At 69.7% G+C, this 23,266-nt stretch carries 22 protein-coding genes; 6 read left to right on the forward strand and 16 right to left on the reverse strand.

The window, feature by feature from the left end:
• Window positions 1–119 precede the first annotated feature (119 nt).
• Window positions 120–2,651, forward strand: a complete 2,532-nt coding sequence (locus tag AB0F44_RS02485) for a LuxR C-terminal-related transcriptional regulator (RefSeq protein ID WP_357352311.1) — start codon at window positions 120–122, stop codon at window positions 2,649–2,651.
• Window positions 2,652–2,708: 57 nt separating this feature from the next.
• On the opposite strand, the gene AB0F44_RS02490 is transcribed toward AB0F44_RS02485, so the two are convergent.
• The 6 genes from AB0F44_RS02490 to AB0F44_RS02515 form a co-directional block, all read right to left on the reverse strand.
• Window positions 2,709–3,380, reverse strand: coding sequence for an HdeD family acid-resistance protein (locus AB0F44_RS02490; RefSeq protein WP_357352313.1), 672 nt, complete (start codon window positions 3,378–3,380; stop codon window positions 2,709–2,711).
• Window positions 3,367–3,795 carry a hypothetical protein gene (locus tag AB0F44_RS02495; protein WP_357352315.1) on the reverse strand — a complete coding sequence of 143 codons (429 nt, stop codon included), beginning with the start codon at window positions 3,793–3,795 and terminating at the stop codon, window positions 3,367–3,369. Before AB0F44_RS02495 ends, AB0F44_RS02490 begins: the two co-directional genes overlap by 14 nt.
• Before the next feature lie 56 nt (window positions 3,796–3,851).
• Entirely contained in the window at window positions 3,852–4,394 is a 543-nt protein-coding gene (locus tag AB0F44_RS02500; RefSeq protein WP_357352317.1) for a DUF1269 domain-containing protein, read from the reverse strand.
• A 24-nt stretch (window positions 4,395–4,418) separates the two neighbouring features.
• A complete protein-coding gene (locus AB0F44_RS02505) occupies window positions 4,419–4,745 on the reverse strand; it encodes an SHOCT domain-containing protein (protein ID WP_357352319.1) in 327 nt (108 codons plus the stop codon).
• Window positions 4,746–4,759: 14 nt separating this feature from the next.
• On the reverse strand, window positions 4,760–5,179 hold the full coding sequence (locus AB0F44_RS02510; protein ID WP_357352321.1) for a DUF6325 family protein: 420 nt from the start codon (window positions 5,177–5,179) through the stop codon (window positions 4,760–4,762).
• Window positions 5,180–5,283: 104 nt separating this feature from the next.
• Window positions 5,284–7,077, reverse strand: coding sequence for a SulP family inorganic anion transporter (locus AB0F44_RS02515; protein WP_357352323.1), 1,794 nt, complete (start codon window positions 7,075–7,077; stop codon window positions 5,284–5,286).
• Between the two features lie 139 nt (window positions 7,078–7,216).
• On the opposite strand from AB0F44_RS02515, the gene AB0F44_RS02520 reads away from it, so the two are divergent.
• The gene (locus tag AB0F44_RS02520; RefSeq protein WP_357352325.1) at window positions 7,217–8,953 is read left to right on the forward strand and encodes a SulP family inorganic anion transporter; all 1,737 of its coding nucleotides are present in this window, start codon (window positions 7,217–7,219) and stop codon (window positions 8,951–8,953) included.
• On the opposite strand, the gene cls is transcribed toward AB0F44_RS02520, so the two are convergent.
• Genes cls through AB0F44_RS02535 form a run of 3 tightly spaced genes read right to left on the reverse strand, consistent with a single transcriptional unit; the run spans window position 8,925 to window position 11,946 of the window.
• Entirely contained in the window at window positions 8,925–10,403 is a 1,479-nt protein-coding gene (cls, locus tag AB0F44_RS02525) for a cardiolipin synthase (RefSeq protein ID WP_357352327.1), read from the reverse strand. The genes AB0F44_RS02520 and cls overlap by 29 nt on opposite strands.
• Window positions 10,403–11,071, reverse strand: coding sequence for a GAP family protein (locus AB0F44_RS02530; protein WP_357352329.1), 669 nt, complete (start codon window positions 11,069–11,071; stop codon window positions 10,403–10,405). The genes cls and AB0F44_RS02530 overlap by 1 nt, the downstream gene beginning before the upstream one ends.
• A gap of 35 nt (window positions 11,072–11,106) precedes the next feature.
• Window positions 11,107–11,946, reverse strand: a complete 840-nt coding sequence (locus AB0F44_RS02535; RefSeq protein ID WP_357352331.1) for a YhjD/YihY/BrkB family envelope integrity protein — start codon at window positions 11,944–11,946, stop codon at window positions 11,107–11,109.
• 150 nt (window positions 11,947–12,096) lie between these two features.
• On the opposite strand from AB0F44_RS02535, the gene AB0F44_RS02540 reads away from it, so the two are divergent.
• A complete protein-coding gene (locus tag AB0F44_RS02540; protein ID WP_357352333.1) occupies window positions 12,097–12,297 on the forward strand; it encodes a hypothetical protein in 201 nt (66 codons plus the stop codon).
• Here AB0F44_RS02540 and AB0F44_RS02545 read toward each other — a convergent pair.
• Window positions 12,244–13,368 carry an AI-2E family transporter gene (locus tag AB0F44_RS02545; RefSeq protein WP_357352335.1) on the reverse strand — a complete coding sequence of 375 codons (1,125 nt, stop codon included), beginning with the start codon at window positions 13,366–13,368 and terminating at the stop codon, window positions 12,244–12,246. The two genes, AB0F44_RS02540 and AB0F44_RS02545, sit on opposite strands and share 54 nt — an antisense overlap.
• A 210-nt stretch (window positions 13,369–13,578) precedes the next feature.
• Here AB0F44_RS02545 and AB0F44_RS02550 point away from each other — a divergent pair, with 210 nt between their 5' ends.
• Window positions 13,579–16,179, forward strand: a complete 2,601-nt coding sequence (locus tag AB0F44_RS02550; RefSeq protein ID WP_357352337.1) for a LuxR C-terminal-related transcriptional regulator — start codon at window positions 13,579–13,581, stop codon at window positions 16,177–16,179.
• A 21-nt stretch (window positions 16,180–16,200) separates the two neighbouring features.
• On the opposite strand, the gene AB0F44_RS02555 is transcribed toward AB0F44_RS02550, so the two are convergent.
• From AB0F44_RS02555 to AB0F44_RS02565, 3 genes are read right to left on the reverse strand one after another with little or no spacing between them, the layout of a single operon-like run.
• Window positions 16,201–16,659 (reverse strand): DUF6069 family protein, encoded by a 459-nt coding sequence (locus AB0F44_RS02555; RefSeq protein ID WP_357352339.1) that lies wholly within the window; start codon window positions 16,657–16,659, stop codon window positions 16,201–16,203.
• Between the two features lie 2 nt (window positions 16,660–16,661).
• Window positions 16,662–17,177 carry a DUF1269 domain-containing protein gene (locus AB0F44_RS02560; RefSeq protein ID WP_357352341.1) on the reverse strand — a complete coding sequence of 172 codons (516 nt, stop codon included), beginning with the start codon at window positions 17,175–17,177 and terminating at the stop codon, window positions 16,662–16,664.
• Window positions 17,178–17,181: 4 nt separating this feature from the next.
• Entirely contained in the window at window positions 17,182–17,667 is a 486-nt protein-coding gene (locus AB0F44_RS02565) for a DUF1269 domain-containing protein (RefSeq protein WP_357352343.1), read from the reverse strand.
• A gap of 138 nt (window positions 17,668–17,805) precedes the next feature.
• Here AB0F44_RS02565 and AB0F44_RS02570 point away from each other — a divergent pair, with 138 nt between their 5' ends.
• The gene (locus AB0F44_RS02570) at window positions 17,806–18,006 is read left to right on the forward strand and encodes a hypothetical protein (protein WP_160023944.1); all 201 of its coding nucleotides are present in this window, start codon (window positions 17,806–17,808) and stop codon (window positions 18,004–18,006) included.
• A gap of 6 nt (window positions 18,007–18,012) precedes the next feature.
• Here AB0F44_RS02570 and AB0F44_RS02575 read toward each other — a convergent pair whose 3' ends face one another.
• Genes AB0F44_RS02575 through AB0F44_RS02585 form a run of 3 tightly spaced genes read right to left on the reverse strand, consistent with a single transcriptional unit; the run spans window position 18,013 to window position 21,394 of the window.
• The gene (locus AB0F44_RS02575; protein WP_357352345.1) at window positions 18,013–18,912 is read right to left on the reverse strand and encodes an HAD family hydrolase; all 900 of its coding nucleotides are present in this window, start codon (window positions 18,910–18,912) and stop codon (window positions 18,013–18,015) included.
• On the reverse strand, window positions 18,909–19,895 hold the full coding sequence (locus AB0F44_RS02580) for a formylglycine-generating enzyme family protein (protein WP_357352347.1): 987 nt from the start codon (window positions 19,893–19,895) through the stop codon (window positions 18,909–18,911). Before AB0F44_RS02580 ends, AB0F44_RS02575 begins: the two co-directional genes overlap by 4 nt.
• A complete protein-coding gene (locus tag AB0F44_RS02585; RefSeq protein WP_357352349.1) occupies window positions 19,895–21,394 on the reverse strand; it encodes an arylsulfatase in 1,500 nt (499 codons plus the stop codon). Before AB0F44_RS02585 ends, AB0F44_RS02580 begins: the two co-directional genes overlap by 1 nt.
• A 108-nt stretch (window positions 21,395–21,502) precedes the next feature.
• Between AB0F44_RS02585 and AB0F44_RS02590 the strand changes: the two genes are divergently transcribed.
• Window positions 21,503–23,074, forward strand: a complete 1,572-nt coding sequence (locus AB0F44_RS02590; protein ID WP_357352351.1) for a SulP family inorganic anion transporter — start codon at window positions 21,503–21,505, stop codon at window positions 23,072–23,074.
• Window positions 23,075–23,266 lie beyond the last annotated feature (192 nt).

Consider the following 23,266-nt stretch of genomic DNA (forward strand, 5'->3'; position numbering starts at 1 on the left):
ACTCGACGACAGAAGGACCCGCACCGATGCCGCGCCGCGAGGCGCCGGTGGTGGTACCCACATCGAGGGCAGGTGACGACCCAGCCAGCGCCCCATGGCCTCGCCTCCCGAGGGTCTACGTGCCGCGCCGCTCCCTGTGGGCCGACCTCGACCGCTCCGCCGATGCCGCGATCACGCTGCTGATCGCGCCCGCCGGTGCCGGCAAGACCCTGGGGGTCGCCGGATGGCTGCGGCAGCAGACCGGCGACGAACCCCCACGCGCACAGCGCTGGGTGGATGCCGACGGCACGATGACCCCCGATCAGCTTTCCGACATGCTCGACGAGGCAGCAGAGGGCACTCCCCCGCGCATCGTCATCGACGACGCACACCTGTTGCGCGCCGCCACGCATCGGATGCTCAACGAGAGACTCAACGACGACCCCGACTCGATGCGGCTGGTGATGATCAGCCGTTGGGACCTGCCCTTCACCAGGCTCGTGCCGGAGCTGCTCGGCAACTTCTCGGTCGTACGAGGCAACGTGCTGCAGCTGACCGACGCCGAAGCCGAGGCGCTCATCGTCGAGCACGCCCGCACCCACTCCAGACCGGTCATCGACGCCATCGTCCAGCAGGCCCGCGGCTGGTGTGCCGCGGTCGTCCTCGCGGCCCGGTCGGTCCATGCGAGCCCTCCGGGCAGGGCGGGCGAGGCCGCTTTCGAGGACGGAACCGTCGGCCTCGGTGACCGGGTGGCGAGCGAGGTGTTCGCGTCGCTGTCCGCACGCGCGAGACACCTGCTGCTGTGCACGTCCGCAGAGACCGTCGTGACCGCCAGGACCGCCGCCCATCTCTCCCAGGACCCGAGCGCCGGAGAGACGCTGGCCGATCTGGAGAGCACCGGGCTGCTGGTGACGCGCGCGGTCCCGCTCGTCCCCGACGCTGGGGCCGAGGAGGCCTACCGGATCCATCCGCTGCTCGCGGAGGTCGTACGCCGCCGGCTGGTCGCCGGCGGGGTCGACATCGCCCGGGCACGATCGACGGTGGTGCGTGCCGTCCGAATCGACCGGACGCGTGGCGAAGCGCGAGGCGCGCTGCGCCGGCTCGAGGCCGTCGGGGCCCACGAGGAGATGGCGGTCGTGCTCGCCGACGACGGCATCCGGGCGGTGATGCGGGGCAACGGCGACCGCCTCAGCGCCTTCGCACGCAACCTCGCCGAGCACGTCGAGACCACCCCGAGGGCGTGGCTGGCCCTCGCGATCGAGGCCTGGCTCGACGGCGACGTACCCGAGGCCGAGCACTGGCTCGACCGGTGCCTGGCGGAGTCGGCGGCGATGTCGGAGGAAGAGCTCGCCTGCATCGGTCTGATGCGGGCGCGCCTCGGTCTCGAGCCCCTCCGCCCGGCGGCCGACAGGGCGGCCGAGGTCGTCCGGGGCAGGCACGGCACCGGCGGCGAGGCGGACATCCTGCCGCAGCTGCTCACCGAGCTCGGCATCACCCAGAGCTGGCTCGGTCAGCTGCTGGAGGCGGAGCAGAGCCTCACCTCGGCGATCGGACTGGCCCGCACCTGGGACATGCCGGCAGTCGGGGCCGACGCCTCCAGCCACCTGGCGATGACCGAGTACATGCTCGGTCGCGAGGCGGCCTGCGGAGAGATCGCAGACGAGGCCGCCACCCTGCTCGAGCGGGCCGACCAAGGTCGCCAGCCGAGCCCTCGTAGCGACTTCACCCGCACCCGGACCGCGCTGGCCGCAGCCCTGGCGCGCACCGCACGGCTCCCCTGGCTCGAGATGGCGCCGATCCCGGACGCAACGCTCCATCCCGCGGACCTGTGCACCCGGTTCTGGATGCGACTCAGGGAGGCACACATCACCCTGTCCGGCCACTCGGTCGTACGGGCACGCCAGATTCTCGGGGAGCCGTTGGACCTGCCCGGGGCCTTCCGGCTGCCGGACCACCTGCAGGTGGCTCTGCTGCTCAACCGGGCCGAGCTGGCCGCGCTGGCCACCGACCGGCGTTCGCTGAAGACCGTGGAGGCCGCGCTCACCGAGCGCGGGATGGCAGGCGAGGCCGCGCTGGTCAAGGCGCTGCGTGCCGACCTCGACGGAAACCGGCGACTCGCCGCGGACCACTTCGAAACGGCCGCGCGGCAGGCGACCTGGTCCCAGCCGATGACCCGGGGCGTCGCGCTCGTCGGACGCGCGGAGCTGCTCCACGAGCTGGGGGACGTGGCCGCAGCGGCCGAGCACCTCCAGCAGGTCGCGATCGAGACCGAGGTGCGCCAGAACGCGATCCCGTTCCTCGGCTGGACCCGACAGGGGACGCCCGTCCAGACCATGCTGGGAAGGTACCCCGCCCTTCGGCCGCAACGCTGGATCAGCCGGATCTCGTCCGGCATGGCGGACATGCCCAGCCTGACGACGTACTTCGACCAGGGCACGCCCCGGCCGACCGAGACCGTCGACGAGTCGGCCGGGCCTCTCCCCGGCCTGAGCGCCCGGGAGCGCGACGTCCTTCGCGAGCTCGCGCGTGGATCGACGTACGCCGACATCAGCGCCGCGCTGTTCGTCTCCGAGAACACGGTGAAGACCCACGTCAGCAGCCTGTACGCCAAGCTCGGCGCCTCGCGGCGCAGTCAGGCGCTGGCGGTGGCGCGGAGCCTGAACCTCATCTGACGATCTCCGCGCGGACCCGGCCGAGGCGATGAGCTCGCTCTCGGCCGGGTCCGAACCTCAGCTCTTGGCCTCGGCGCGGAGGCGGAAGGCCATCACGATGGCGATGAGGCCGACGGCGATCAGCCACACGCAGGAGACCACCAGGAGCGCACCCAGGGACAGCTCCGGGTTGATGAGGAGCACGGCACCGGCGAGGACCGTGATGGCCCCGGCGGTGATGTCCCACATCCGTCGGCCCGGGTCCGGCCGGAGGACGGCGCCGATGATGTCGACGATGCCTCCGATGACCCACCAGGCTCCGAGCAGGAGGGTGACGATGAGCAGCGTCTGCACCGGGTCACGCAGGAACAGCAGGCCGACGATGATCGCCAGCGCCCCCGAGAAGCCGACGACCGCCCGCAGGCCGCCGTCCATGGAGCGGCCGGCTATGGCGGCGATGAGGCGGAACAGTCCCGACACGATGATCTGGATCGCCACGATCACCGCGAGGACGACGAGCGTCTGCTTCGGCCAGACCGCCAGGATGACGCCGAGCACCGTGGTGACCAGCCCGTAGGCCAGGACCAGGCCCCAGTAGTCCCCGAGGCCCTCGAACACGGACCCGGAGCCCACGCGACGCTCCGGAGCGGGCGTCGCGCTCGGATCCGGCCCGACGCCCGAGCCCCGTACGTCGGGGCTCGGGCGGTCGGAGCTGGGGATGTCGGAGCTCGCCATGTCAGAGCTCGGCACGGCTCGACATCAGCTGTGCGAGCGACCAGATGACGAAGATGTAGAGCGCCAGCATCGCGAGCGACCAGAACGGGTAGTAGGGCATGAACATGAACGCGGAGATCGAGCCGATGACCGCGATCACGATGCCGGCGACACGGGCCCAGGTCTGTCCCAGGATCATGCCGATGCCGACCGCTATCGCGATCGCACCCAGGACGATGTGGATCCAGCCCCAGGCGGTGATGTCGAACTGATAGACGTAGTCGATGCCGTTGACGTAGACCTTGTCCTCGGCCACGGCAGCGATGCCGGCGAGGATCTGGAAGATGCCTACCGTCGTGAGGATGGTGCCTGCGAAGATCGCGCCGGAGAAGGCGAAGGCGGTCTTGACCGGAGTGTCGTAGCCTCCGCCTCGTGGTGTGGTGGTGCTCATGGGGTACTCCCTGTGGTCGTAGCGGTTTCTCGTCGACCGCTTCAGTGAACGAGAAGTTAGGCCGCTTCCGCGCCGGCGGGCTCACCCGCAACGGGCGATCCTCCGGCACCGAAGACGTCGCGCAGCACTGCTTCCTGGCCGTGGGTCAGGTCGGTGAAGATCGGATCGGAGGGCAGGCGCCCTCCGAGCGTGTCCAAGACGGTGTCGACGACACTGTCCGTGGTCAGCACGAACAGTGCCGAGGTCCCGGGGGTGACGCGGTCACGGACCCTGTTGATGAAGCCGTCGTCGATCCCGACGGCGCTCAGGGCTCCTGAGGACAGCCCGGTGGCGGTGCCCATGGCCGCGCCGAGCAGCGGCACGAAGAAGATGTAGCCGAGCAGAAGCCCCCAGAAGGACTCGCCCAGCTCTCCCCCGCCCCCGGCCGCGGCTGGATGCAGCTCGCTGGTCAGCTTCGTGGTGCTCGACGGCCAGGAGAGCGCCGCGGCGTCGTGGAGGTCGATGAGGCCCTCACGGGCCAGCTCCTCCAGCGCGTGCATGGTCTCCTCGGCTGCGTCAGCAGTGTCGAACTTCCACACGGTCAGCGTTCCGGTCGTCATGTCCTCCCCCGCTCCTGGTGTCCGTCAGCTGAGCAGTCGCTGCTTGGCGGCTGCGAACTCCTCGTCGCTGAGCACTCCCTGACTGTGCAGCTCACCCAGCTTGGCGAGCTGACCGGTCAGATCGCTCTGCGCCGGTGCCGCGGGGGCCGCCGGAGCGGCCGGTGGCGGCGTGGGCGGCTGGGCCGCGGCGTACTGCTGTTGCTCGTACGCCTGTGCCTCGGCCTGTTCCTGGGCCTTGGCCGCCTGCCGGCGGTTGACGGCGTTCGACGTGGCGGTGGCGGTTCCGGCGACGACGGCCGTACGTGCAACGGCACCGATGAGACCGGGCCGACCCATGCGTCTGCGCAACATAGCGTGTCTCCTCTCTAGCGGGCGGCGGAAGCGAAGGCGACGTCGACGTCCTCGGGCGGCACGCGCAGGAACAGCTCGACCTCGGCACCGACGCTGCGGATCTGTCTGACGGCCTCCCGCGCCCAGATCTGCTCGTAGACGACCGCGAGGCCGGCCTGACCGGGCTCGAGGGCGGAGGCGAACGTTTCGATGTCGGTGTCGCTGAGCAGGTCGTTGGCGTCGATCTGAAGCCCCTCGAGCTCCGCAGGCAGACCCTCGGCCTCTTCCAGGTCGAGAGCCCGGAAACTGCCGCCGGCGTCCTTGGCCATCAGCACGCAGTCGATGATCCGGATCACTCCGCTCTCGACCGGTTGCCGCAGCACTGCCGCGAGGTCGCCGAGCTCGACGTCCTCCGACATCGACAGGAAGAGGATCTCGACCGGGCCGCGTTCCATCGTGCCTCCCACGTATCACGCGCCTGCCGGGCGGCAGGACGATTCCGACGCTAGGACGCGATGCGCTCGTGCTGCTCACCCGCAACGGGTGACCTTCCGCCGGGTCATTCCGGCCGGTCGGAGGGCGGCTCCCGGGAAGCGACCACCGCGGCGTGCGTGGACTCCCCCAGGATCTGGGTGGCCGGCTCGATGTGGACCCCGCTGAGCCGTCGGAGCGTGCCGTCCGCCGACCAGTGCTCGACCAGCTCCGGGTCGACCCCGGACAGGTACAGACGCGCGCCCGCTCCGTCCAGATCCCGGGCGTAGTCCCCCACGACCTTCAAGAACGTGGCGCCCAGCGTCGTGCGCCCCCGCAGCCGCAGCACCACTGCGGTGGCCGCCTCCTCGCCCTGCTCCGGCTCAGGCCCTTCGGGAGGGAGCGGCAGCAGACGCTGCAGCGTCCTCGCCCCGGCATAGAACAGCGAGCCGTACGCCTCGAGCACGACGAGCTCGCCACGCGTCAGCGTCCGCGGCACCGGGCTCTCGATGAAGCGCCCCTCCTCGTCCCGCTCGATGCGGACGAGCCGGAGATCCAGGGAGTCCTGCCGCAGTTGCAGCAGGAGCGAGGCGATCACACCGATGCCGACCGCCTGCGCGACCGGCAGCAGGAGGACGGCCACGAAGGTCGCCGTCATGGCGACGGCCGGAATGACGCCGGTCCGCGCGACGCTCACCACCTCGCGTGGACGGATGGACGCCGCCCCTGCGTAGATGAGCACCGCGGCGAGGGTCGGCATCGCGACCTTGCCGACGATTCCCGAGAGCAGCACGAGGATCACCGCCATCCAGATACCCGTCCAGATCGCACCCCACCGCGAGGCAGCGCCCGCCGTCGCATTGAGGGCCGTCTGGCCCACGGACCCGCCGACCGGCTGCCCGCCGAAGAACCCCGAGGCGACGTTGGCGAGGCCCTGCGCGGTGAAGTCCCGGCGCGTCGACGACCTGCTGCCGTCGGGGTTCGGGACGGCTTCGGACACCCCTGCCCCCTGGATGAGCACGAGCGCGGCGATGGCGATCGCACCTGTGACCATGTCCATGTCGAGCAGGCTCAGGTCGGGCAGCTGCGGGACGGGCAGCCCCTGCGGGATCTTGCCGGAGTCCTCCACGCTGACCACATCGGCCCCCGTCACCAGAACGGTGACGGTCGGCACGACGAGGGCGACCAATGGCGAGGCCACCGCCAGCCGGGTCGGAGCCAGCACCAGCAGCAGGAGCAGCGCCCCCAGCCCGGTCGCTACGGTGGGCAGACTGCTCTCGTCGAGCCGGGTGAGAAGGTCCCACGCCTTGGCGGCGGCGAAGGGTCCCTCGGCGTCGACGCCGGCGATGTCCGGTAGCTGGCCGAGCACGATGTTGACCGAGACCCCGGTGAGGAAACCGAGCATCACCGAGTAGGACACGAACCGGATGTAGCGACTCAGCTTGAACAGCGCGGCCAGGAGCATCACCCCGCCCGCGACGATAGTCAGCAGCAGCATCGCCGCCGACCGGTCGTCGGGGTCGTGACCGGCCAGGACCGAGCCGGCGGCCAGCGCCGAGGCGCTGGTGGTGGTGACCACCATCATCCGGGTCGAGGAGCTCAGGCCGCCCGCGATGGGACCGGCGAAGGAGGCGTAGAGCCCGTGGGTCGGGTTGACCCCGGCGAGCACGCTCGACGCCATCCCGTCGGGCACGCTGGCGATGGCCCCGGGCAGTCCGGCGACGAGGTCACGGCGCCAGTGGCGCTTCTGCGGGGTGATCTCTCGGACCTCTCTCCGCAGCACCCGTTCCGCACGTGCCTGGGTGCGACGCAGAGACCCCGCGTAGAGCCTGCGCAGCGACGTACGACCGTCCGGGTCGGGATCCATGTCGCCCTTGGCCACCGGCGCTCCAATCCAGGGAGGGGAAGGCGTACGGACGTCGGGCCCACGCCGTCAACGCATCCTCCCCGGGACGGGAGACCCGAGGCTCACCCCTTCCGGGCGATCCCGGAACAGGCCCGGCGTAGCAGCCTCACCGATCGTGGCCAGACTCATCGCTCCGTCGTTCAGCGGCTACTCGCCGTCCTGGATCAGGTCCGACGTCCTCGCCGGGCTCACCGTATGGGCCGTGCTCGTACCGGAGTCGTTGGCGTACGCCACCATCGCCGGCGTGCCGCCGGTCGTGGGCCTCTACGCGGCCGTGCCCGCCCTGGTGCTCTACAGCCTGCTGGGTTCCTCGCGCCATCTGATCGTCGCGCCGATGTCGGCCACCGCAGCGCTCTCGGCCGGGATCGTGGCGGACTTCGCGTCCGGTGGGGCCGATGTCGTCGCGCTCACCGTCGGGCTGGCCATCGCGACCGGGATCGTCGCACTCATCGCCGGCCTGATGCGCTTGGGCTTCCTGGCCGCGTTCATCAGCGAGCCGGTCCTACGAGGCTTCATCATCGGGCTCGCGCTGACGATCATCATCGGTCAGCTGCCGCCGCTGGTGGGTGTGGAGAAGGGCTCGGGCAACTTCTTCGAGAAGGCCTGGGACCTGCTGCGCCAGCTGGGTGACGTCGATGCCCTGACCATCGCCATCGGGGTGGGCAGCCTCGCCGTCCTGCTCGTGCTGCGGCGGCTGGTGCCGCTCCTTCCCGCCTCCCTGATCGTGGCGCTGGTCTGCATCGGGCTCACCGCCCTGCTCGGCCTCGACGAACGCGGGCTCGCCATCGTGGGCCACATCGATGCCGGCCTGCCCGCCATCGGGCTTCCGGACGTGTCGGCTCCTGAGTTCCGCGACCTCCTCGCGGCCGCCGTCGGCGTGATGCTCGTCGGGTTCGCCGAGGGCCTGGGCGCGGCGAAGACGTACGCGGCCAAGAGCGGCTATGACATCGACCCGAACCGCGAGCTGCTCGGCCTGGGCGTCTCCAACCTGGGTGCCGGCCTCGCCAGCGGCATGGTGGTCAACGGCTCGCTGTCCAAGACCGCCGTCAACGGCTCGGCCGGGGCGAAGTCGCAGCTCTCGGCGGTGACCGCCGCAGTGCTCACGCTGCTCACGCTGCTGTTCATGACCAAGCTCTTCGCCGACCTTCCCGAGGCCACTCTCGCAGCGATCGTGATCGCCGCGGTGATCGAGCTCGTCGACATCTCCGCCCTGCGCCGGCTGTGGCGGGTCCGGACCGGACAGGTCACCAAGATCTACCAGATCAGCGCCCGCGCGGACTTCGTCGGCGCCGTGGCGGCGCTGATCGGCGTGCTCGTCTTCGACACCCTGCCCGGTCTCGTGATCGGTATCGCCGCCTCGGTCGTCCTGCTCATCGCCCGGACCTCGCGGCCGCACATCGCGCCGCTGGCCCCTGTCGAGGGGACGGATGACGGCAGTGCGTCCGCGCACCCGGGGCTGTGGGTCGACCAGAGCCGAAACCCTGCGTACGCAGGGATCCCGGGTGTCCTGGTGGTCAGGGTCGAGGCGCCTCTCCTGTTCGTCAACGCCGACTTCGTACGCGAGCAGATCCGCGAGCTCGCCACGGACGTGCCAGACCTTCGGTTGGTCGTGCTCGACGGCAGGGCGACACCGTCGATCGACGTCACCGCCACCGAGATGCTGACCCAGCTGCGTACCGATCTGCAGCGCCTCGGCGCCGACCTGGCGCTCGCCGGAGACGTGGGCCAGGTCCGCGACGTCCTGACGAAGGCCGCCGAGGAGGGTGAGCCGCCGGTCTACCCGACCGTCGAGGCCGCCCTCGCGGCGGCTGCCCAAGACGCAGCTACTGAAGAGCCGCCGTCAGGCGCATGACGTTGTCGACGTACGCGGCCCCGCGCCCGCGTCGCGACCACGCCTCGATGCTGAGCTCGCTCGATTTCTCCCGGTAGTCGCCGAGCACGCTCTGGAGGTCGTCGACCACCTGCTCGCTCTCGAGCAGCACGATGACCTCATAGTTGAGCGCGAAGGAGCGGTAGTCCATGTTCGAGGAGCCGACCACAGCGATCGTGTCGTCGACCGTGAAGAACTTGGTGTGGAGGACGTACGGCGCGGGGTAGAGCCGGATCCGGACACCGGTGTCGAGGAGTTCGGCGTAGTAGGAGCGCTGTGCGTGGAAGACCATGAACTGGTCGGCGCCCTCGTTCACGAACAGCTCGACCTCGACGCCTCGCTGGGCGGCCGACGTGACAGCGTAGAGAAGTGACTCGTCAGGCACGAAGTAGGGGCTGACCAGGCAGATCCTCGACTGCGCGCCGTAGATCAGCGTGTTGAACAGGCGCAGGTTGTTCTCGGTCACGAAGCCGGGGCCGCTCGGCACGACCTGGCAGGCGACTCCCTTTGCAGCCCGTTCGCTCCGCTCGCCCTCCAAGGGTGCTCGCGGGGCGAGCAGGTCCCGGATGTTCTCGGCGGTCTCGGCGTACCAGTCGGTCGCGAAGACGATCGCCAGGTCCCGCACCGCCGGGCCCTCGATCCGAAGCATCAGGTCGACCCACTCGCGCCCGGCCTTATGGTTCTTGGGCTTGTCGTAACCGGGCTCGATGAGGTTCTGCGAGCCGGCGTACGCAACGACCCCGTCGACGACGAGGATCTTGCGGTGGTTGCGCAGGTCCGGGCGGCGGAGCTCACCGCGCAGCGGCCGGACCGGCAGCATCGACGCCCACTTGATTCCGGAACCCTCGAGCCTCGACAGCATGTCCTGGTGGCCGGGAATGCCGCGAGAGCCGAGGTGGTCGAAGAGGAAGCGCACCTCCACTCCGCGGTCGACCGCCTCGACGAGCGACTCGAAGAAGTCACTGGTGACGTCGTCCCAGGCGGAGATGTAGAACTCGACGTGCACGAAGGATCGCGCCCGGCGTACGTCCTGCGTCATCGCCGCGATCGTCTCCGCGTACTCGGGGTGCACCTCGACCCGGTTGTCGCCGGTCAGCGGCAAGGATCCCAGGCGCTCGTTCAGCCGGACGGCCCCCGCCGACGAGCCCGCGGGAGCCGTCAGGGCCGCGGGGTCGTACCTGAGCTCGGCGCTGATCCGCTCGTTGACCTGGCGCTGCCATTCCCGGCGCTTGCGGCCGACGCTGGTGCTCCCGAAGAGCAGGAAGGCGAGCAGGCCGAACGCCGGCACCGCCAGGATGAGGAACAGCCAGGCAAGGCCCGTCGACGGCTTCCGGCCGCCAGGGATCACGCCCAGCGCCACCACACAGACGCTGATGTGGGCGACGACGAGAGCCGCGCTGACGAGGCTCGCGACCAAGGTGGAGGCGTCCATCAGAGCGCCCCCACTCCGTCGCCGACCATCTTGGCCCCGAGCACGACGAGGAGGACCGTCATGATGGCCGCGTTGTTGGCGATCATCCAGACCTTGATGCCCTCCAGCAGCCGGGCCGCGCGCTCACCGGCCATCAGGTAGATGCCGAACGGCACCAGCACGCCCAGGCTGGCGACGAAGGTGAAGACGGCCATCGCCACGATCCGCTCGCTGGTCACCGCCGTCGCCGTCGCGATCGTGCTGGCGGCCGAGACCACGAGCAGCAGGTTCTTGGGGTTGACCGATCCCAGGAGTACGCCCGTGCCGAACGCCTTGAACGCGTTGAACTCGTCCAGCGCCTCCATCCACGACGGCGTCGGGGCGGGCTCTCCCTCGCCCGGCCTGCCCTGCCAGCTGCGTACGGCGAGCAGGAGGAGCAGAGCTCCGAGGAGGATCTTCAGCAGGGCCGCCCAGGTCGGGGTCTCCGCGTCTCCCGATCCGGCCGCGCCGACGAGCAGGGCGACGAGCGTACCGAGCACGAAGATGCCCGCCAGCCACCCGACGACGAAGGCCGTCCCGTTGGAGCTGGCGTGGCGGCTGACCAGCATGAGTACCAGTGCGACGATCGGCATGGGGCTGACGAGCACACCCACGGCGATCGGCAGAGACTCGCCTATTGCTTCACCCATGGCCAGACTTCAGCGCAAGCCGGCCTCCGCCGGCCTCACCTTCTCCGGGTGAGAAACGTACGCACCTGCTGCACGAACCAGGCGATGACCGGGTCCTCGACGATCAGCCGGCCGAGCAGCGCGCCGCCGACGATGATGCCGCCGAAACCGATCAGCCAGGTCGAGAGCGCGAGGATCACGCCCAGCATCCCGAACTGCTCGGCGTTCGACTCGACATAGGCAGGCATCAACCACGACGAGCCTCGGCTGTAGAGGACCTGCACGACGCCGGTCAGCACCGCGCCCGGGAGCAGCAGCAGTCCCCGGGCACGTCCGAACAGCAGAACCCAGCTGCTCCCCCACCAGAGGGCGCACGCGCCCAGGATCTGGAGCAACAGACGGAGCAGGTCCCCGGGATCGGTGAGCAGGCTGACCACCGTGTTGACCACTCCGAGGCAGCCCAGCCAGGCAACGACCCAGAGCAGACAACGACGGGCTCCCCGCAGGCCTCCGACGTGCTCCTGCTCCCAGACCCGCTCGAGCATCCGCTGCACGGCGCGGCCGAAGGACGTCGCCGACACGATCGTGATCGCCAGGCCCACCGCGCCCGTCTCCGAACGCACCTGATCCAGGTTGACCTCTCCCGACACCTGGCGTACCGCCTCGTCGCCGACGCCGGTGACCTGCGAGACCTGTGCCAGGACGTTCCCGGTGAGGTGGGGCAAAAAGGCCGCGAGCACGACCAGCATCGGCACCATGGCCAAGAGTGCCTGGGCGGCGATCAGCATGCACCGGTCGATGAACTCGATCCGAACGACCTCTGTGGCCAGCTTCCGCAGCAGGGGCACGTGGGCGACCAAGGCCTCCACCCGGCCCCGCAGGGCAGCCACGTCCACGTGAGCAGTGTTCCCCGCGGAATGACGGCTCACCCTCGCCCGTTTCCGGTGACCGCTCCGGGCGCCGGTCCGCTTACCTTGATCAGACCACCGTCCAAGGCCACTCTCTGGAGCCAACGTGAACGGACACCTGATCGGCGTGACGCGCTCATGACCCGGATCCTCATCCGGGTGGGCTCGTCGGTGTCGGACGACGTCATCGAGACGTTCCCTCACCTGACCCGGGCCACGCAGCCGGCGACGACGACCCTGGTCGGTGACCTCGCAGACGCCAAGGAGCTGCAGGGTGTGCTGGACCTACTCAGCTCTCTGGGGGTCGACGTCATCGAGATCGTCACCATCCCCGAGTAGCTCCACCGGGGCACTTCCCGCGATGAGCGGCATCAGCCAGCCCTTCTCCGGATCGGCCTCCACGAAGACCGCGCGCACGAACAGGGTGAACGGGACCGCCATCACGGCACCGATCGGACCCATGACCCAGGACCAGAAGATCAGTGACAGGAACGTCAGCGTCACCGAGAGGCCCACCGCCTCACCGACGACCTTCGGCTGGATCACCGACTGGATCACCACGTTCAGGAGGCAGTAGACGGCGATGACCGCGAGCATCAGCGAGAGGTCGTCGTCCAGCAGCGCCAGGATCGCCGGTGGTATCAGGCCGATCACGAAGCCGATGTTCGGAATGTAGTTGGTCAGGAACGCGAGCAGTCCCCACACCAGCGGCGCCGGCACGCCCAGCAGATAGAGGGCCAGCGTGTCGAGGGCGGCGACGATCAAGCCGAACACCGTCGAGACCAGCAGGTAGCGACGCGTTCCGACCGAGAACGAGGACAGGGCATCTACGAGGCCCGGGCGCCGGCGGCTGACCGACGCCAGCTGGCGCGGCAGCGCCGTCGCGTCGATGGCCATGAACAGGCACAGGGCCAGGATGAAGACCATCGTGGACAGCACCCCGAACATCCCGTTCAGTGCACCGGAGACCACGGACAGCAGGTTCGAGAGGTCGAACGACTCGACGATCTTGAGCACCTCGTCCGTGCCGATGCCGACCTTGGTGAGCCAGTCGGTCAGGTCCTCGACGCGCTCCTTGGCGACATCGCCGTAGGTGCTCAGCAAGGTGGCGAAGCGAGCCACCGCGAGCAGCACGCACAGGCCGAGACCGACGATCCCGACGACGACCGCGATGATGGAGAGGGCGGTGGCGACGCCGGCCGGGAGGCGCTGCGCCAGCCAGTTCCGGGCCGGGTGGACGACGATGGTCAGCACCATCGCGAGGAACAGCGGTCCGAGGATGCCGCTGGCTGCCTGCAGTCCGGCCACGAGGATCACCACCGCAGCGGATCCGAGCAGGACCGCCAGGACCCTGAACTGCGGTGGCCAGCTCGTGGCCGGCTCTTCCGGGCTCTGTGTCCTGGGGCTCACGGCACCATGGTCTAGCCCGTCCGGTTTGCCCGTATCACCCGATAGGGGTGAGCGCGACCACCCGACTGGGCGTATTCCCCGCCCCGTATACGGGCCCTTTGGCTCCTTACTTTAACGAGGAGTCGCTGATTGGATGGTTGCCGGTAAAGACTTATCGGAGGCGTAAGGAGCGTTCGTTTGCGGATGTTAGACACCGGTTCTCGTGCCTACGTGGCGCCGACGAGGCTGCGCGTCCCGCGGATATTGCCCACGTTCGTCAGCCGGGACCGGTTGGTCGAGGACGCCGTCGGGCAATGCCGGTTCACTCTGGTCTGCGCTCCCGCGGGCTACGGGAAGAGCATGCTCGTGGCCGACTGGGCCACCCGTGCCGCCGCCCGCGATGAGCCGGTTGCCTGGTTGTCGCTGCACAAGCAGGACGACGGGCCGTACGAGTTCTGGTCGGCGCTGATCGAGGCCCTCGTCCTCGCCGGGCTGCCCGGGAGGACAGCGCAGCTCGACGGGTTGACCCCGCCCCGGCAGGGCACCGAACCGAGGTTCGTCACGAAGGTGGTCGAGTCGCTCCTGGTCGCGGGTGTGCGCTGGATCGTGCTGGACGACGTCCATCTGCTCCACGATGCCGAGGTGCTGCGCGGGCTCGACATCCTCCTCGCCGAGCTGCCACCCGACGTGGGGCTGGTGCTGGCCTGCCGGTCCGAGCCGGCGCTCGCGCTCCACCGGCTGCGGCTCGACGGGTCGCTCTCGGACGTACGCGGCAAGGATCTCGCCTTCACCGACGGCGAGGCGCTGGAGCTGTTCGCGGCCAGCGACCTACCGATGACGGCCGACGCGATCTCGAATCTCGTCGGCCTGACCGAGGGCTGGGCTGCCGCGCTTCGGATGGCGGTGGTCGCAGCCATGGTCGGCGACGACCCCACCGAGGTCGTCGCATCCTTCGACGGCGACGTCCGCACGGTGATCGAGTACGTCCTGACCGAGGTCGTCCACCGGCTCGACCCGGAACTGGTCGAGTTCCTCTACGCGACCTGCGCGCCCCACCACCTGTCCATCGACCTGGCTGCCCACCTCTCCGGCAGGCCCGACGCCGGCGCCCTCCTCGACCGGCTGTGCACAGCGAACGCGCTCGTCAGCCAGTCGGGCGACTCGGCGTGGTACCGCTACCACGCCCTGCTGCGGAACTGCCTGCTCGCCGCTATGGCCCGCCGCGACGTCGAGGCTCCTGCGCGCCAACACCGGGCCACCGCAGTCTGGCTCGACGCGCACGGCGAAGCCGCGACCGCGCTGCGGCATGCGGCCCGGAGCGGGGACCAGGACCTCCTCGACAGCCTGCTCCGCGCGAACGGGCTCCACATGGTGCTGTCCGGCCGCGGCGATCTCGTACGCGACGCCATCAGGTCCCGCGATTCGCCCGTCACCGACCATCGGGTCGCGGTCATCGCCGCTTTGGCGGCGCTGGACGTGAACGACCTCCCTGCGGCCGACGAAGCACTGGGCGCGGTGCCGGCCGGCGATCCGCCGTCCGAGCCGACGTACAAGGCGATGCTCGCCGCGGCCGTCGTCCAGCGGGCCCTCGCCGGGGGCGACGTCGTCGCGGCCATGCAGGACAGCGCGATCCTCGATGTCGCCATGACGGGTGACAGCGACGTCAACCTGGTGCTCCTCGCCCAGCGTGGACCCGCCCGGATGCGCGCCGGCGACTACCAGGGAGCCATCGACGACCTCGAGCAGGCGCTCGTGCTGGCCCGCAGCCGTCGCTACGACCAGGTCGTACTCGAGACCATGTCGCAGCTGTCCGGGATGACCAGCGCCATGTGCGACTTTCAGGGCGCCCACGACTGGTCCGACCAGGCCATCGCGTTCGCCACCCAGCACGGCTGGCGGGACTCGCCGAGGCTCGCCCACTCCTACCTGGTGGCCGCGTGGACCGCCTTCCAGACGGGAGATGGCCACGCACAGCTGGAGTACGCCGAGCTCGGCATGCGAGCGCTGGACGGGGTGAACAACGCCGAGGTCGGGCTCGGTATACGCGGCATGCACTCCCTGGCGACCTTCGAGGCCACGACCGGCCCGGACCGCGCCGCGGCCGCCGAGACCTTCCGGCGGATCTGGCAGCTCGACGCCGCCCACCATGTCTCTCCTGCGGCAATCAGCGCCGGCACGCCTCAGGAGGTCAGGATGGCCCTCGCCATCGGCAACGAGAGCTGGGCTGGGGAGATCGCGGCACGTGTGCGCGACCAGATGCCCGGCAGCGCCGAGTGCGCGATCCCGGACGCGCAGATCCTCGCCGCCACCGGACGGGCCCGAGACGCGCTGGCCGAGCTCGAGCCGGTGCTCGACGGGACCCGCCCGGCGCACGCACCGACGACCGTCGTCTACGCGCAGGTGCTGGCCGCGGCTCTGGAGTCGTCCCTGGACAACGACGTCCGCGCCTTCGACGCGCTCAGGAAGGCGCTCGAGTGGGCGGTGCCGAACAACTTCCGCCGGCCGTTCGTCGACTTGTGGCCGCATCTGGAGCCGCTGCTCTCGAAGAACCGCTCACGCTTCGGGCCCGCCGAGGACTTCGTCGCGGCCCTGCTCACCGACCACGCCGAGCCTGAGGACCTCGCCACCGGGGTCATCGGCACGCTGTTGAGCGCCCGCGAGGTCGACGTGCTCCACGACCTCCCCTCGCGGCTGACGATCCCCGAGATCGCGGAGGCGGAAAGGGTCAGCGAGAACACCGTGAAGACGCACGTACGCTCGATCTACCAGAAGCTCGGCGTGAACACGCGCTCGGCGGCGGTGCGTGAGGCACGCGAGCGCGGGCTGATCTGAGGCCGCATCGCCCGCGAGACGTCACCGGATCTCGGGGACGATCGCGCTCCGGGCGACGGACGACACCAGCGAGCCGATGGCGATCCCGATCACCAGGTTGATCATCATCGTGACGAGCTTGGTGTCGAGACCCGCGTCGGACGTGAAGGGCCACAGCGCCGCGATGACGGTGGCCAGGCCGACGATCCAGCCGAAGAAGGTCTGCGGCTGCGGTGTGGTCAGGAGGAGGACATGGGCGATGGCCGTGGCCAGCAGCCCGGCGACCGCTGCCCAGACGGCGTACCACCACGTCGAGGCGTCTCCCCAGACCCCGTCGCCCTCAGGAGCGAGGATGGGTACGTCGAAGATGCCCCGGGCGATCACGATGCCGGCGACCGCGAGCAGCGCGGCCACGACCGCGGCGGCGGCGCCGCCCGCCCAGAGGCGGCCGGCGTTGATCGTCGGCTGCAGTCGTCGGGTGGGAGGTTGGTTCATCGCCATGATCAGTCTCCGTCGTCAGTCGGTTCTGTGGTCTCGGTGCGGAGGAGCTCCTTGAGCTCCTCGGCGACCTCGTCGTCCAGCTCGGCGTAGACGAGCGTGGGGTTTCCGTGCTTCATGGCCGCGGCGACCGCGTCCGGGTCCGCATCGCTGCTCAGCACCACGAGTGCGGACTTGCCGGGCCCGAGCTGCTCGGCGACCTCGGTGAGCACCTCGTCACCGATGCCGGCCTGCCTCAGACGTTGAACCGCGGCCGCGGACGCCGCCCCCACAACGGCGCCCGCGACCGGGTTGAACACGAGGATCCCGAGAAGACCACCGAGCAACGAGCCCTTGGCTGCGGCGCCCGCCGTACGGTGGCGAAGATGGCCGATCTGCGGCTCCTCAGCTCCTGGGAACCAGGTGAGCGTGATGGCGTCGTGCACGGTGAGCGCACCACGCTCCTGCAGGTCCTTGAGCCAGACCTCGGCGTCCGTAGCGCCCATGATCCGGTCGTAGACCCACGCGGTCAGGCTGGCCATGACGTCACTCGGCGAAGACCTCGCGCAGCGCCTTCTCCTGCTCACTGCTGAGGTTGGTGAAGATGAGCTCGCCCTCGTGGCCCTTCATGGCCTCGTGAACCTTGTCGACCACCGTGTCGGAGGTCATCAGGAACAGTGCCGAGGTGCCGGGAGTGACCTGGTCTCGGACCTTGTTGATGAAAGCGTCGTCGATGCCGACATCGGTCAGCGACCCGGTCAGGGCGCCGGTCGCCGCGCCGACCGCTGCCCCGAGCAGCGGCACGAAGAAGATGAGGCCGAAGAGCATGCCCCAGAAGGTGCCGCTCATCGCCCCCATGGCTTTGGTGCTGGTCAGCTGGCGGGTCTTCGGCTTCTTCTTGCCGACCTCCCAGTGCACGGTCGCGGCGTCCTCGAGGACCAGGAGATCCTGCTTGACGAGCTCCTCGAGGTTCTTCACGGCCTGGTCTGCACCTTCGGTCGTGTCGTACTTCCATACCGTCAGGGTCGCCATCTCTGGTCCTTGCTGTCGTCGACTGCGTTCACCGACGACGATCCCGTTCGCGGCTGGCGTCCAGCATCACCCGAATTCGGTGAACCATGGTGCGGGAGTGATTCGTAGCGTGCAGTACGTGAGCAGTCGAGGAAGACCATGACGAGGGTCCTGATCAGAGTGAACGGTGAACTATCCCGTGAGCTCCAGAAGGCGTTCCCCCAGCTGGCCGTCCAGGCGCATCACGAGCAGTCGACGCTCACCGGCGAGGTCCCCGACCAGGAGGCGCTGCAGGGTGTCCTGCACGCGCTGCGTGCCGATGACATCGACGTCATTGAGGTCGTCACGATCCCCGACTAGTAACGGTCAGGCGAAGATCGTCTCCCAGTCGCGGGCCATGCTGATCACGGTCCAGCCGAGCCGGGCACCGACGTCGGTGATCGGCTCGGGCTCGGTGAAGGTCTGTGCGGTGCTGACGTAGGAGAACTCGCGCTCGGCGTCGTCGTGGTTGACGAGCAGCGCGAGCGTCGGGCCATCGCCGGCCGCCGCCCACTCCAGCATCTCCCGGTCGCCGCCGGAGTTGCCGACGGCGAGGATCGGGCGTCGTCCCAGCTGGGTCTGGATGTTCGACACCTTGGCGGTGCCTTCGTTGGCGGCACCGACCAGGCGTCCCGACCGGCTCAGGCGCGGCGGGTCCGGGGCGTAGTCGTACTCGATGAGCGTGCCCACCACCGCCTCGGGCGGCACGCCGTAGAGGTCCTGGCTGATGGCGCGGACGAACTCGGTCCCTCCCCCGGTCACGACGGTCACTGCGAAGTCGCGGCGCCGCAGCTCGGCGATGAGCTCGAGCATCGGTACGTAGGTGCAGGTGCGGTGCAGCCGCCCGAGGGTCTGGTGCTTCCCGTGAGCCATGAACTCGCGGGTTCGCGCGGTGAACTCCTGTGGCGAGAGGCCGTTGAAGAGGCCGGTGAGCGCCATCGCGATCCGCTCCAGCCCGATGTCGCCGATCGCCTGCTGGTCACCCGAGAGCAGCGCCGCGAACTCCGCCTGCTCCTTCACCGACGGGTCGGCCTCCGCACTGGTGCGCAGCGCGTCGAGGAAGAAGTCGAGCTGGACGTAGGACGGGCGCTCGCACCACAGGGTGCCGTCGTTGTCGAAGCAGGCCATGCGGTCGGCCACGGGCACCTCCTCGGCCGCGTCGAGGAAGGCGAGGACAGCGTCGCGGGTGGCACCCGGACGCCAGGACGGCAGCAGTTGGTCGTTCACGGTGTCTCCTTCGGTTGCTCGGGTTCCGGGCGGCGTACGCATCGGAAGCCCATGTGGCTGGTGCCGGTGTCGACCATCTGCGGGCGGCGTGCCGCGGGCCGGTAGCGCAGGCAGTAGGTGTCGGCGCAGAGGTGCGAGCCGCCCTTGACGACCTTGCGGGCGATCCGGAACTGGGGCTGCGCGGGGTCGAAGCTCTGCTCGGCGTCGCCACCGCGCGGGTTGACGGGTACGCAGCACGGCTTCGCGACCTCGTCGGGGTGCCGGTCGGTCCACCAGTCGCTGGTCCACTCCCACACGTTGCCGGCCATGTCGAAGAGTCCGAAGCCGTTGGCCGGGAAGCTTCCGACCGGGGAGGTGCGGGAGAAGCCGCTCTCGCGGGTGTGGCGCCACGGGAAGTCGAGACCGTCCCAGGTGTTGGCCATGATCCGGCCTTCCGGGCGCGGCTCGTCGCCCCACGTGAAGGCCGCTCCTTCGAGCCCTCCGCGGGAGGCGTACTCCCACTCGGCCTCGGTGGGCAGGTCGCCGCCGGCCCAGGCGGCGTACGCGAGGGCGTCCTCCAACGCGACATGGACGACGGGATGGTCGGGCCGGCGCTTGACCGAGCTTCCCGGCCCTTCCGGCGCTGACCAGCACGCCCCCGGCGTCCAGGTCCACCACTGACTGACGTGCCGGAGGTCGACCGGGCCGGGGGTCGGCGTGAAGACGAGCGAGCCCGGTTGCAGGTTCTCCGGCGGTGCGTCGGGGAAGTCGGCCGGGTCGACCGGTCGCTCGGCGACGGTGACGTAGCGGGTCTTGCGCACGAATCTCGCGAACTGCTCGTTGGTGACCTGGTGCGCGTCGATGGAGAACGCCCCGACCCGCACGCGGTGAGTCGGGGCTTCCTCCGGATAGTGGTCGTCGGACCCCATCGTGAAGGTGGCGCCGGGCAGGTCGACGGCCGGGTGTCTCGTGCTGTGCTGGCTGGTGATGGTCTGGCTGGTCATCAGCTGCTCGGCATGCCGGCCTTGAGCTTCTCCATCAGCTGGTCGACGCTGAACGTCGCCGGCGTCTGCCGCGGCGGGAACTCGATCAGCGAGGACAGCATCTGCGCGACGTACGTCTGTGCCGGGATGAGCAGCCAGGCGTGTTCGAGCATCCAGTCGAAGTAGGTGTTCGACGTGCCCTCCGCCTTCTCGAACGGGTCCAGGCGCAGGTTGTAGATCTTGGGCGCTCGCAGCTCCACCAACGGGTCCAGCCAGATGGCCAGCGTCCCGGTCTGACGCTGCTCGAGGAAGATGAACTTCCAGTTGTCGAACCGCATGCCAGCGAGGTCGCCGTCGTCGGTGACGTAGAAGAAATGCTTGCGCGGGCTCTCCTCGGCCTCCCCGGTGAAGTAGTCGAGCTGGTTGTGACCGTCCAGGTGCACCTTGTACGTCGTTCCCGCCAGCTCGGTCCCGGTCTTGAGCCGGTCGGCGACGTCGGTGTCACCAGCCGCGGCGAGCAGGGTGACGAACCAGTCGTTGTGACTGACGATCCCGTTGCGTACCTCCCCGGCGGGGATGCGACCGGGCCAGCGGACCATGGCCGGCACCCGGTAGGCGCCCTCCCAGTTCGAGTTCTTCTCGTTGCGGAACGGGGTCATGCCGGCGTCGGGCCAGCTGTTCATGTGTGGCCCGTTGTCGGTGGAGTACATGACGATGGTGTTGTCGGCCAGCCCGTTCTCGTCGAGGTAGTCCAGGACCGACCCGACCAGCTCGTCGTGGTCGACCATCGTGTCGTGGTACTCCGACTGCCACCGGCCGGCCTTGCCGCGGCTGCCGTCCTTGGCGTGGGTCCGGAAGTGCATGTGCGTGGTGTTGAGCCACACGAAGAACGGGGTGTCGCTCGAGCTCGCGTCGGTCATGAACCGGAGCGCCTCGGGGACGATCTCCTCGTCGATCGTCTTCATCCGCTCCTTGGTGAGCGGGCCGGTGTCCTCGATGCGCTGGGTGCCGTCGTCGTTGGCCCAGGAGTGGATGACGCCGCGCGGCCCGAACCTCTTGCGGAAGTTGGGGAAGTCCTCCTCCGAGGGGTAGTCGAACTGCTCCGGCTCCTCCTCGGCGTTGAGGTGGTAGAGGTTGCCGAAGAACTCGTCGAAGCCGTGCGCCGTCGGCAGGAACTCGTCGCGGTCGCCGAAGTGGTTCTTGCCGAACTGCCCGGTCGCGTAGCCAAGGGACTTCAGCGCCGTCGCGATCGTCGGGTCCTCCGCACGCAGACCGAGGTCCGCGCCGGGCATGCCGACCTTGGTCAGGCCTGTCCGGTAAGGGTTCTGCCCGGTGATGAACGCCGCGCGGCCCGCCGTACAGCTCTGCTCGCCGTAGGAGTCGGTGAACCGGATGCCCTCGGCTGCGATCCTGTCGATGTTCGGGGTGCGGTAGCCCATCAGCCCGTCGCTGTAGCAGCTCAGGTTGCTGATGCCGATGTCGTCGCCCCAGATGACCAGGATGTTGGGCTTGTCGGACATGAAGAACCTCCTCGTGTATGTGCTCGGAGGCTAGGCAAGTCGTCGCGCGGGCGACCTCACCCGACTCGGGTGACCTGCCGGACCACCCGGTCCCGATGGGGTGGGGCCGTGAAGACGTGGCTGATCCCGACGATGCGCGGCTACGACCGCTCGTGGCTGCGCGGCGACGTGCTCGCCGGGCTCGCGACCGGGACGGTCGTGATCCCCCAGGCCATGGCGTACGCCACGATCGCGGGCATGCCTGCGAGCGTCGGGCTCTACACGTGCTTGCTGCCGATGGCGGCGTACGCCCTGCTCGGTGGCTCACGCGCGCTGAGCGTCTCGACGACGTCGACCATCTCCGTCCTGGTGGCCAGCTCGCTGGCCACCCTGCCGGAGCGTGGCCCCGACGAGCTCATGCGGGCCGCGTTCACGCTGACCTTCCTGGTGGGCGTCTGTCTGCTGATCATGCGGCTGGCCCGGCTGGGCGCGCTGGTCGAGAGCATCTCCCCCGCCACCATGACCGGGATCCGGCTCGGCGTGGGACTCACCGTCGTCGCCAGTCAGCTGCCGGCTCTGCTCGGTCTGTCGGCGGACCCGGAGGCGGAAGGCTTCGTCGAGGAGCTGGTCGCGGTCGCCCGCGAGCTCCCTGAGCTCTCGGCGGTGACCGCGGTGGTCGGGATCGCCGCGATCGTGATGCTCCTGGTCCTCCGGCGGCTGGCGCCCGCCGTGCCGGGGCCACTCGTGGTCGTCGCGGCGGGCATATGTCTGGTGGCGCTCAGCGCCGTGGAGGATCGCGGTCTCGCCCTCATCGACCCGGTGCCAACCGGGCTGCCGTCCCTGAGCCTGCCGGTCGTCGACGACGTGATCGGGCTGCTCCCCGGCGCGATCGCGATCGCGCTGATGTCGTTCCTGGAGACGGTGCTGGTGGCGCGGACCAACCGGCGTCGCCACGAGCCACCCATCGATGTGAACCGTGAGCTGGTCGCCACCGGCATCGGCGCCCTGGCCGGCGGGCTCACCCAGTCGCTGCCCCCGGCTGGCGGGTTCTCGCAGTCGGCTGTGAACCTCCGATCGGGCGCCCGAACCCAGCTCTCCGCTCTGGTCACCGTGGGCCTGGCGCTGCTCGTCGCTCTCGCGCTGGCTCCCCTGCTGGCCGACCTGCCCCAGGCCATCCTGGCCGCCATGGTGCTGGTCGCCGTGGCCGGTCTGCTGGACCCGCGAGAGCTTTGGACGTACGCCGCCATCGACCGGGCCGAGCTCTGGGTCGCGCTCGCCGTCGCCGCCGTCGGCCTGACCGGCGGGATGCTCCTCGGCGTCGCGGTGGGCGTCGGTCTCACCCTCCTGCTGGTCATCCGCGCGGTGAACCAGCCGCGGGTGCGCCGGCTCGAGCCGTCGCCGGGGCCAGTGGGCGTGCTGCCGCTCGTGCTCACAGGCGACCTCTACACCGGCAACGCCCAAGCGACCTACGACGCGGCGCTCGGGCTGGTCCAGGCCGCCGATCCCCGAACGGTCACCCTCGACGTCTCGGCGCTGATTCACGTCACCGTCCCGCTGCTCAACACCCTCCGCTCGCTGCGCGACGACCTCGCTGCCAACGAGACCGATCTGGTGCTCCTCGACGTGCCCGATGATGTGCTGCCCGTCCTCCGCCGAGCACCGTGGTTCGTGGAGGCGGAGCAGGACGGGTTCGTCGGGTGAGCGGGCCGGCATGGCTGTTAAAGTGAAGGCGTGGAGCTGATCGAAGTGGACAAGATCTAGCCACCGGACTGCCGGTGGCTTCGCCCGTGCGGGCATCCCGCACCGGTGAACGATCACTTCTCGACGCACACGCGCGTCCGCCCTTCCCGGGCGTCGACGCGTGGGGCTCTCCGGCACGTTCGCGTTCCTGTC

Source organism: Nocardioides sp. NPDC023903, assembly GCF_040639295.1.
Lineage (GTDB): Bacteria > Actinomycetota > Actinomycetes > Propionibacteriales > Nocardioidaceae > Nocardioides.

Coding starts and splice junctions, on each gene's coding strand:
- AB0F44_RS02565 (WP_357352343.1), bottom strand. CDS start 17,667: ATGGCGACCCTGACGGTATGGAAGTACGACACGACCGAAGGTGCAGAC.
- AB0F44_RS02560 (WP_357352341.1), bottom strand. CDS start 17,177: ATGGCCAGCCTGACCGCGTGGGTCTACGACCGGATCATGGGCGCTACG.
- cls (WP_357352327.1), bottom strand. CDS start 10,403: ATGGACGCCTCCACCTTGGTCGCGAGCCTCGTCAGCGCGGCTCTCGTC.
- AB0F44_RS02540 (WP_357352333.1), top strand. CDS start 12,097: ATGACCCGGATCCTCATCCGGGTGGGCTCGTCGGTGTCGGACGACGTC.
- AB0F44_RS02530 (WP_357352329.1), bottom strand. CDS start 11,071: ATGGGTGAAGCAATAGGCGAGTCTCTGCCGATCGCCGTGGGTGTGCTC.
- AB0F44_RS02505 (WP_357352319.1), bottom strand. CDS start 4,745: ATGTTGCGCAGACGCATGGGTCGGCCCGGTCTCATCGGTGCCGTTGCA.
- AB0F44_RS02585 (WP_357352349.1), bottom strand. CDS start 21,394: ATGTCCGACAAGCCCAACATCCTGGTCATCTGGGGCGACGACATCGGC.
- AB0F44_RS02555 (WP_357352339.1), bottom strand. CDS start 16,659: ATGGCGATGAACCAACCTCCCACCCGACGACTGCAGCCGACGATCAAC.
- AB0F44_RS02580 (WP_357352347.1), bottom strand. CDS start 19,895: ATGACCAGCCAGACCATCACCAGCCAGCACAGCACGAGACACCCGGCC.
- AB0F44_RS02495 (WP_357352315.1), bottom strand. CDS start 3,795: ATGAGCACCACCACACCACGAGGCGGAGGCTACGACACTCCGGTCAAG.
- AB0F44_RS02570 (WP_160023944.1), top strand. CDS start 17,806: ATGACGAGGGTCCTGATCAGAGTGAACGGTGAACTATCCCGTGAGCTC.
- AB0F44_RS02500 (WP_357352317.1), bottom strand. CDS start 4,394: ATGACGACCGGAACGCTGACCGTGTGGAAGTTCGACACTGCTGACGCA.
- AB0F44_RS02510 (WP_357352321.1), bottom strand. CDS start 5,179: ATGGAACGCGGCCCGGTCGAGATCCTCTTCCTGTCGATGTCGGAGGAC.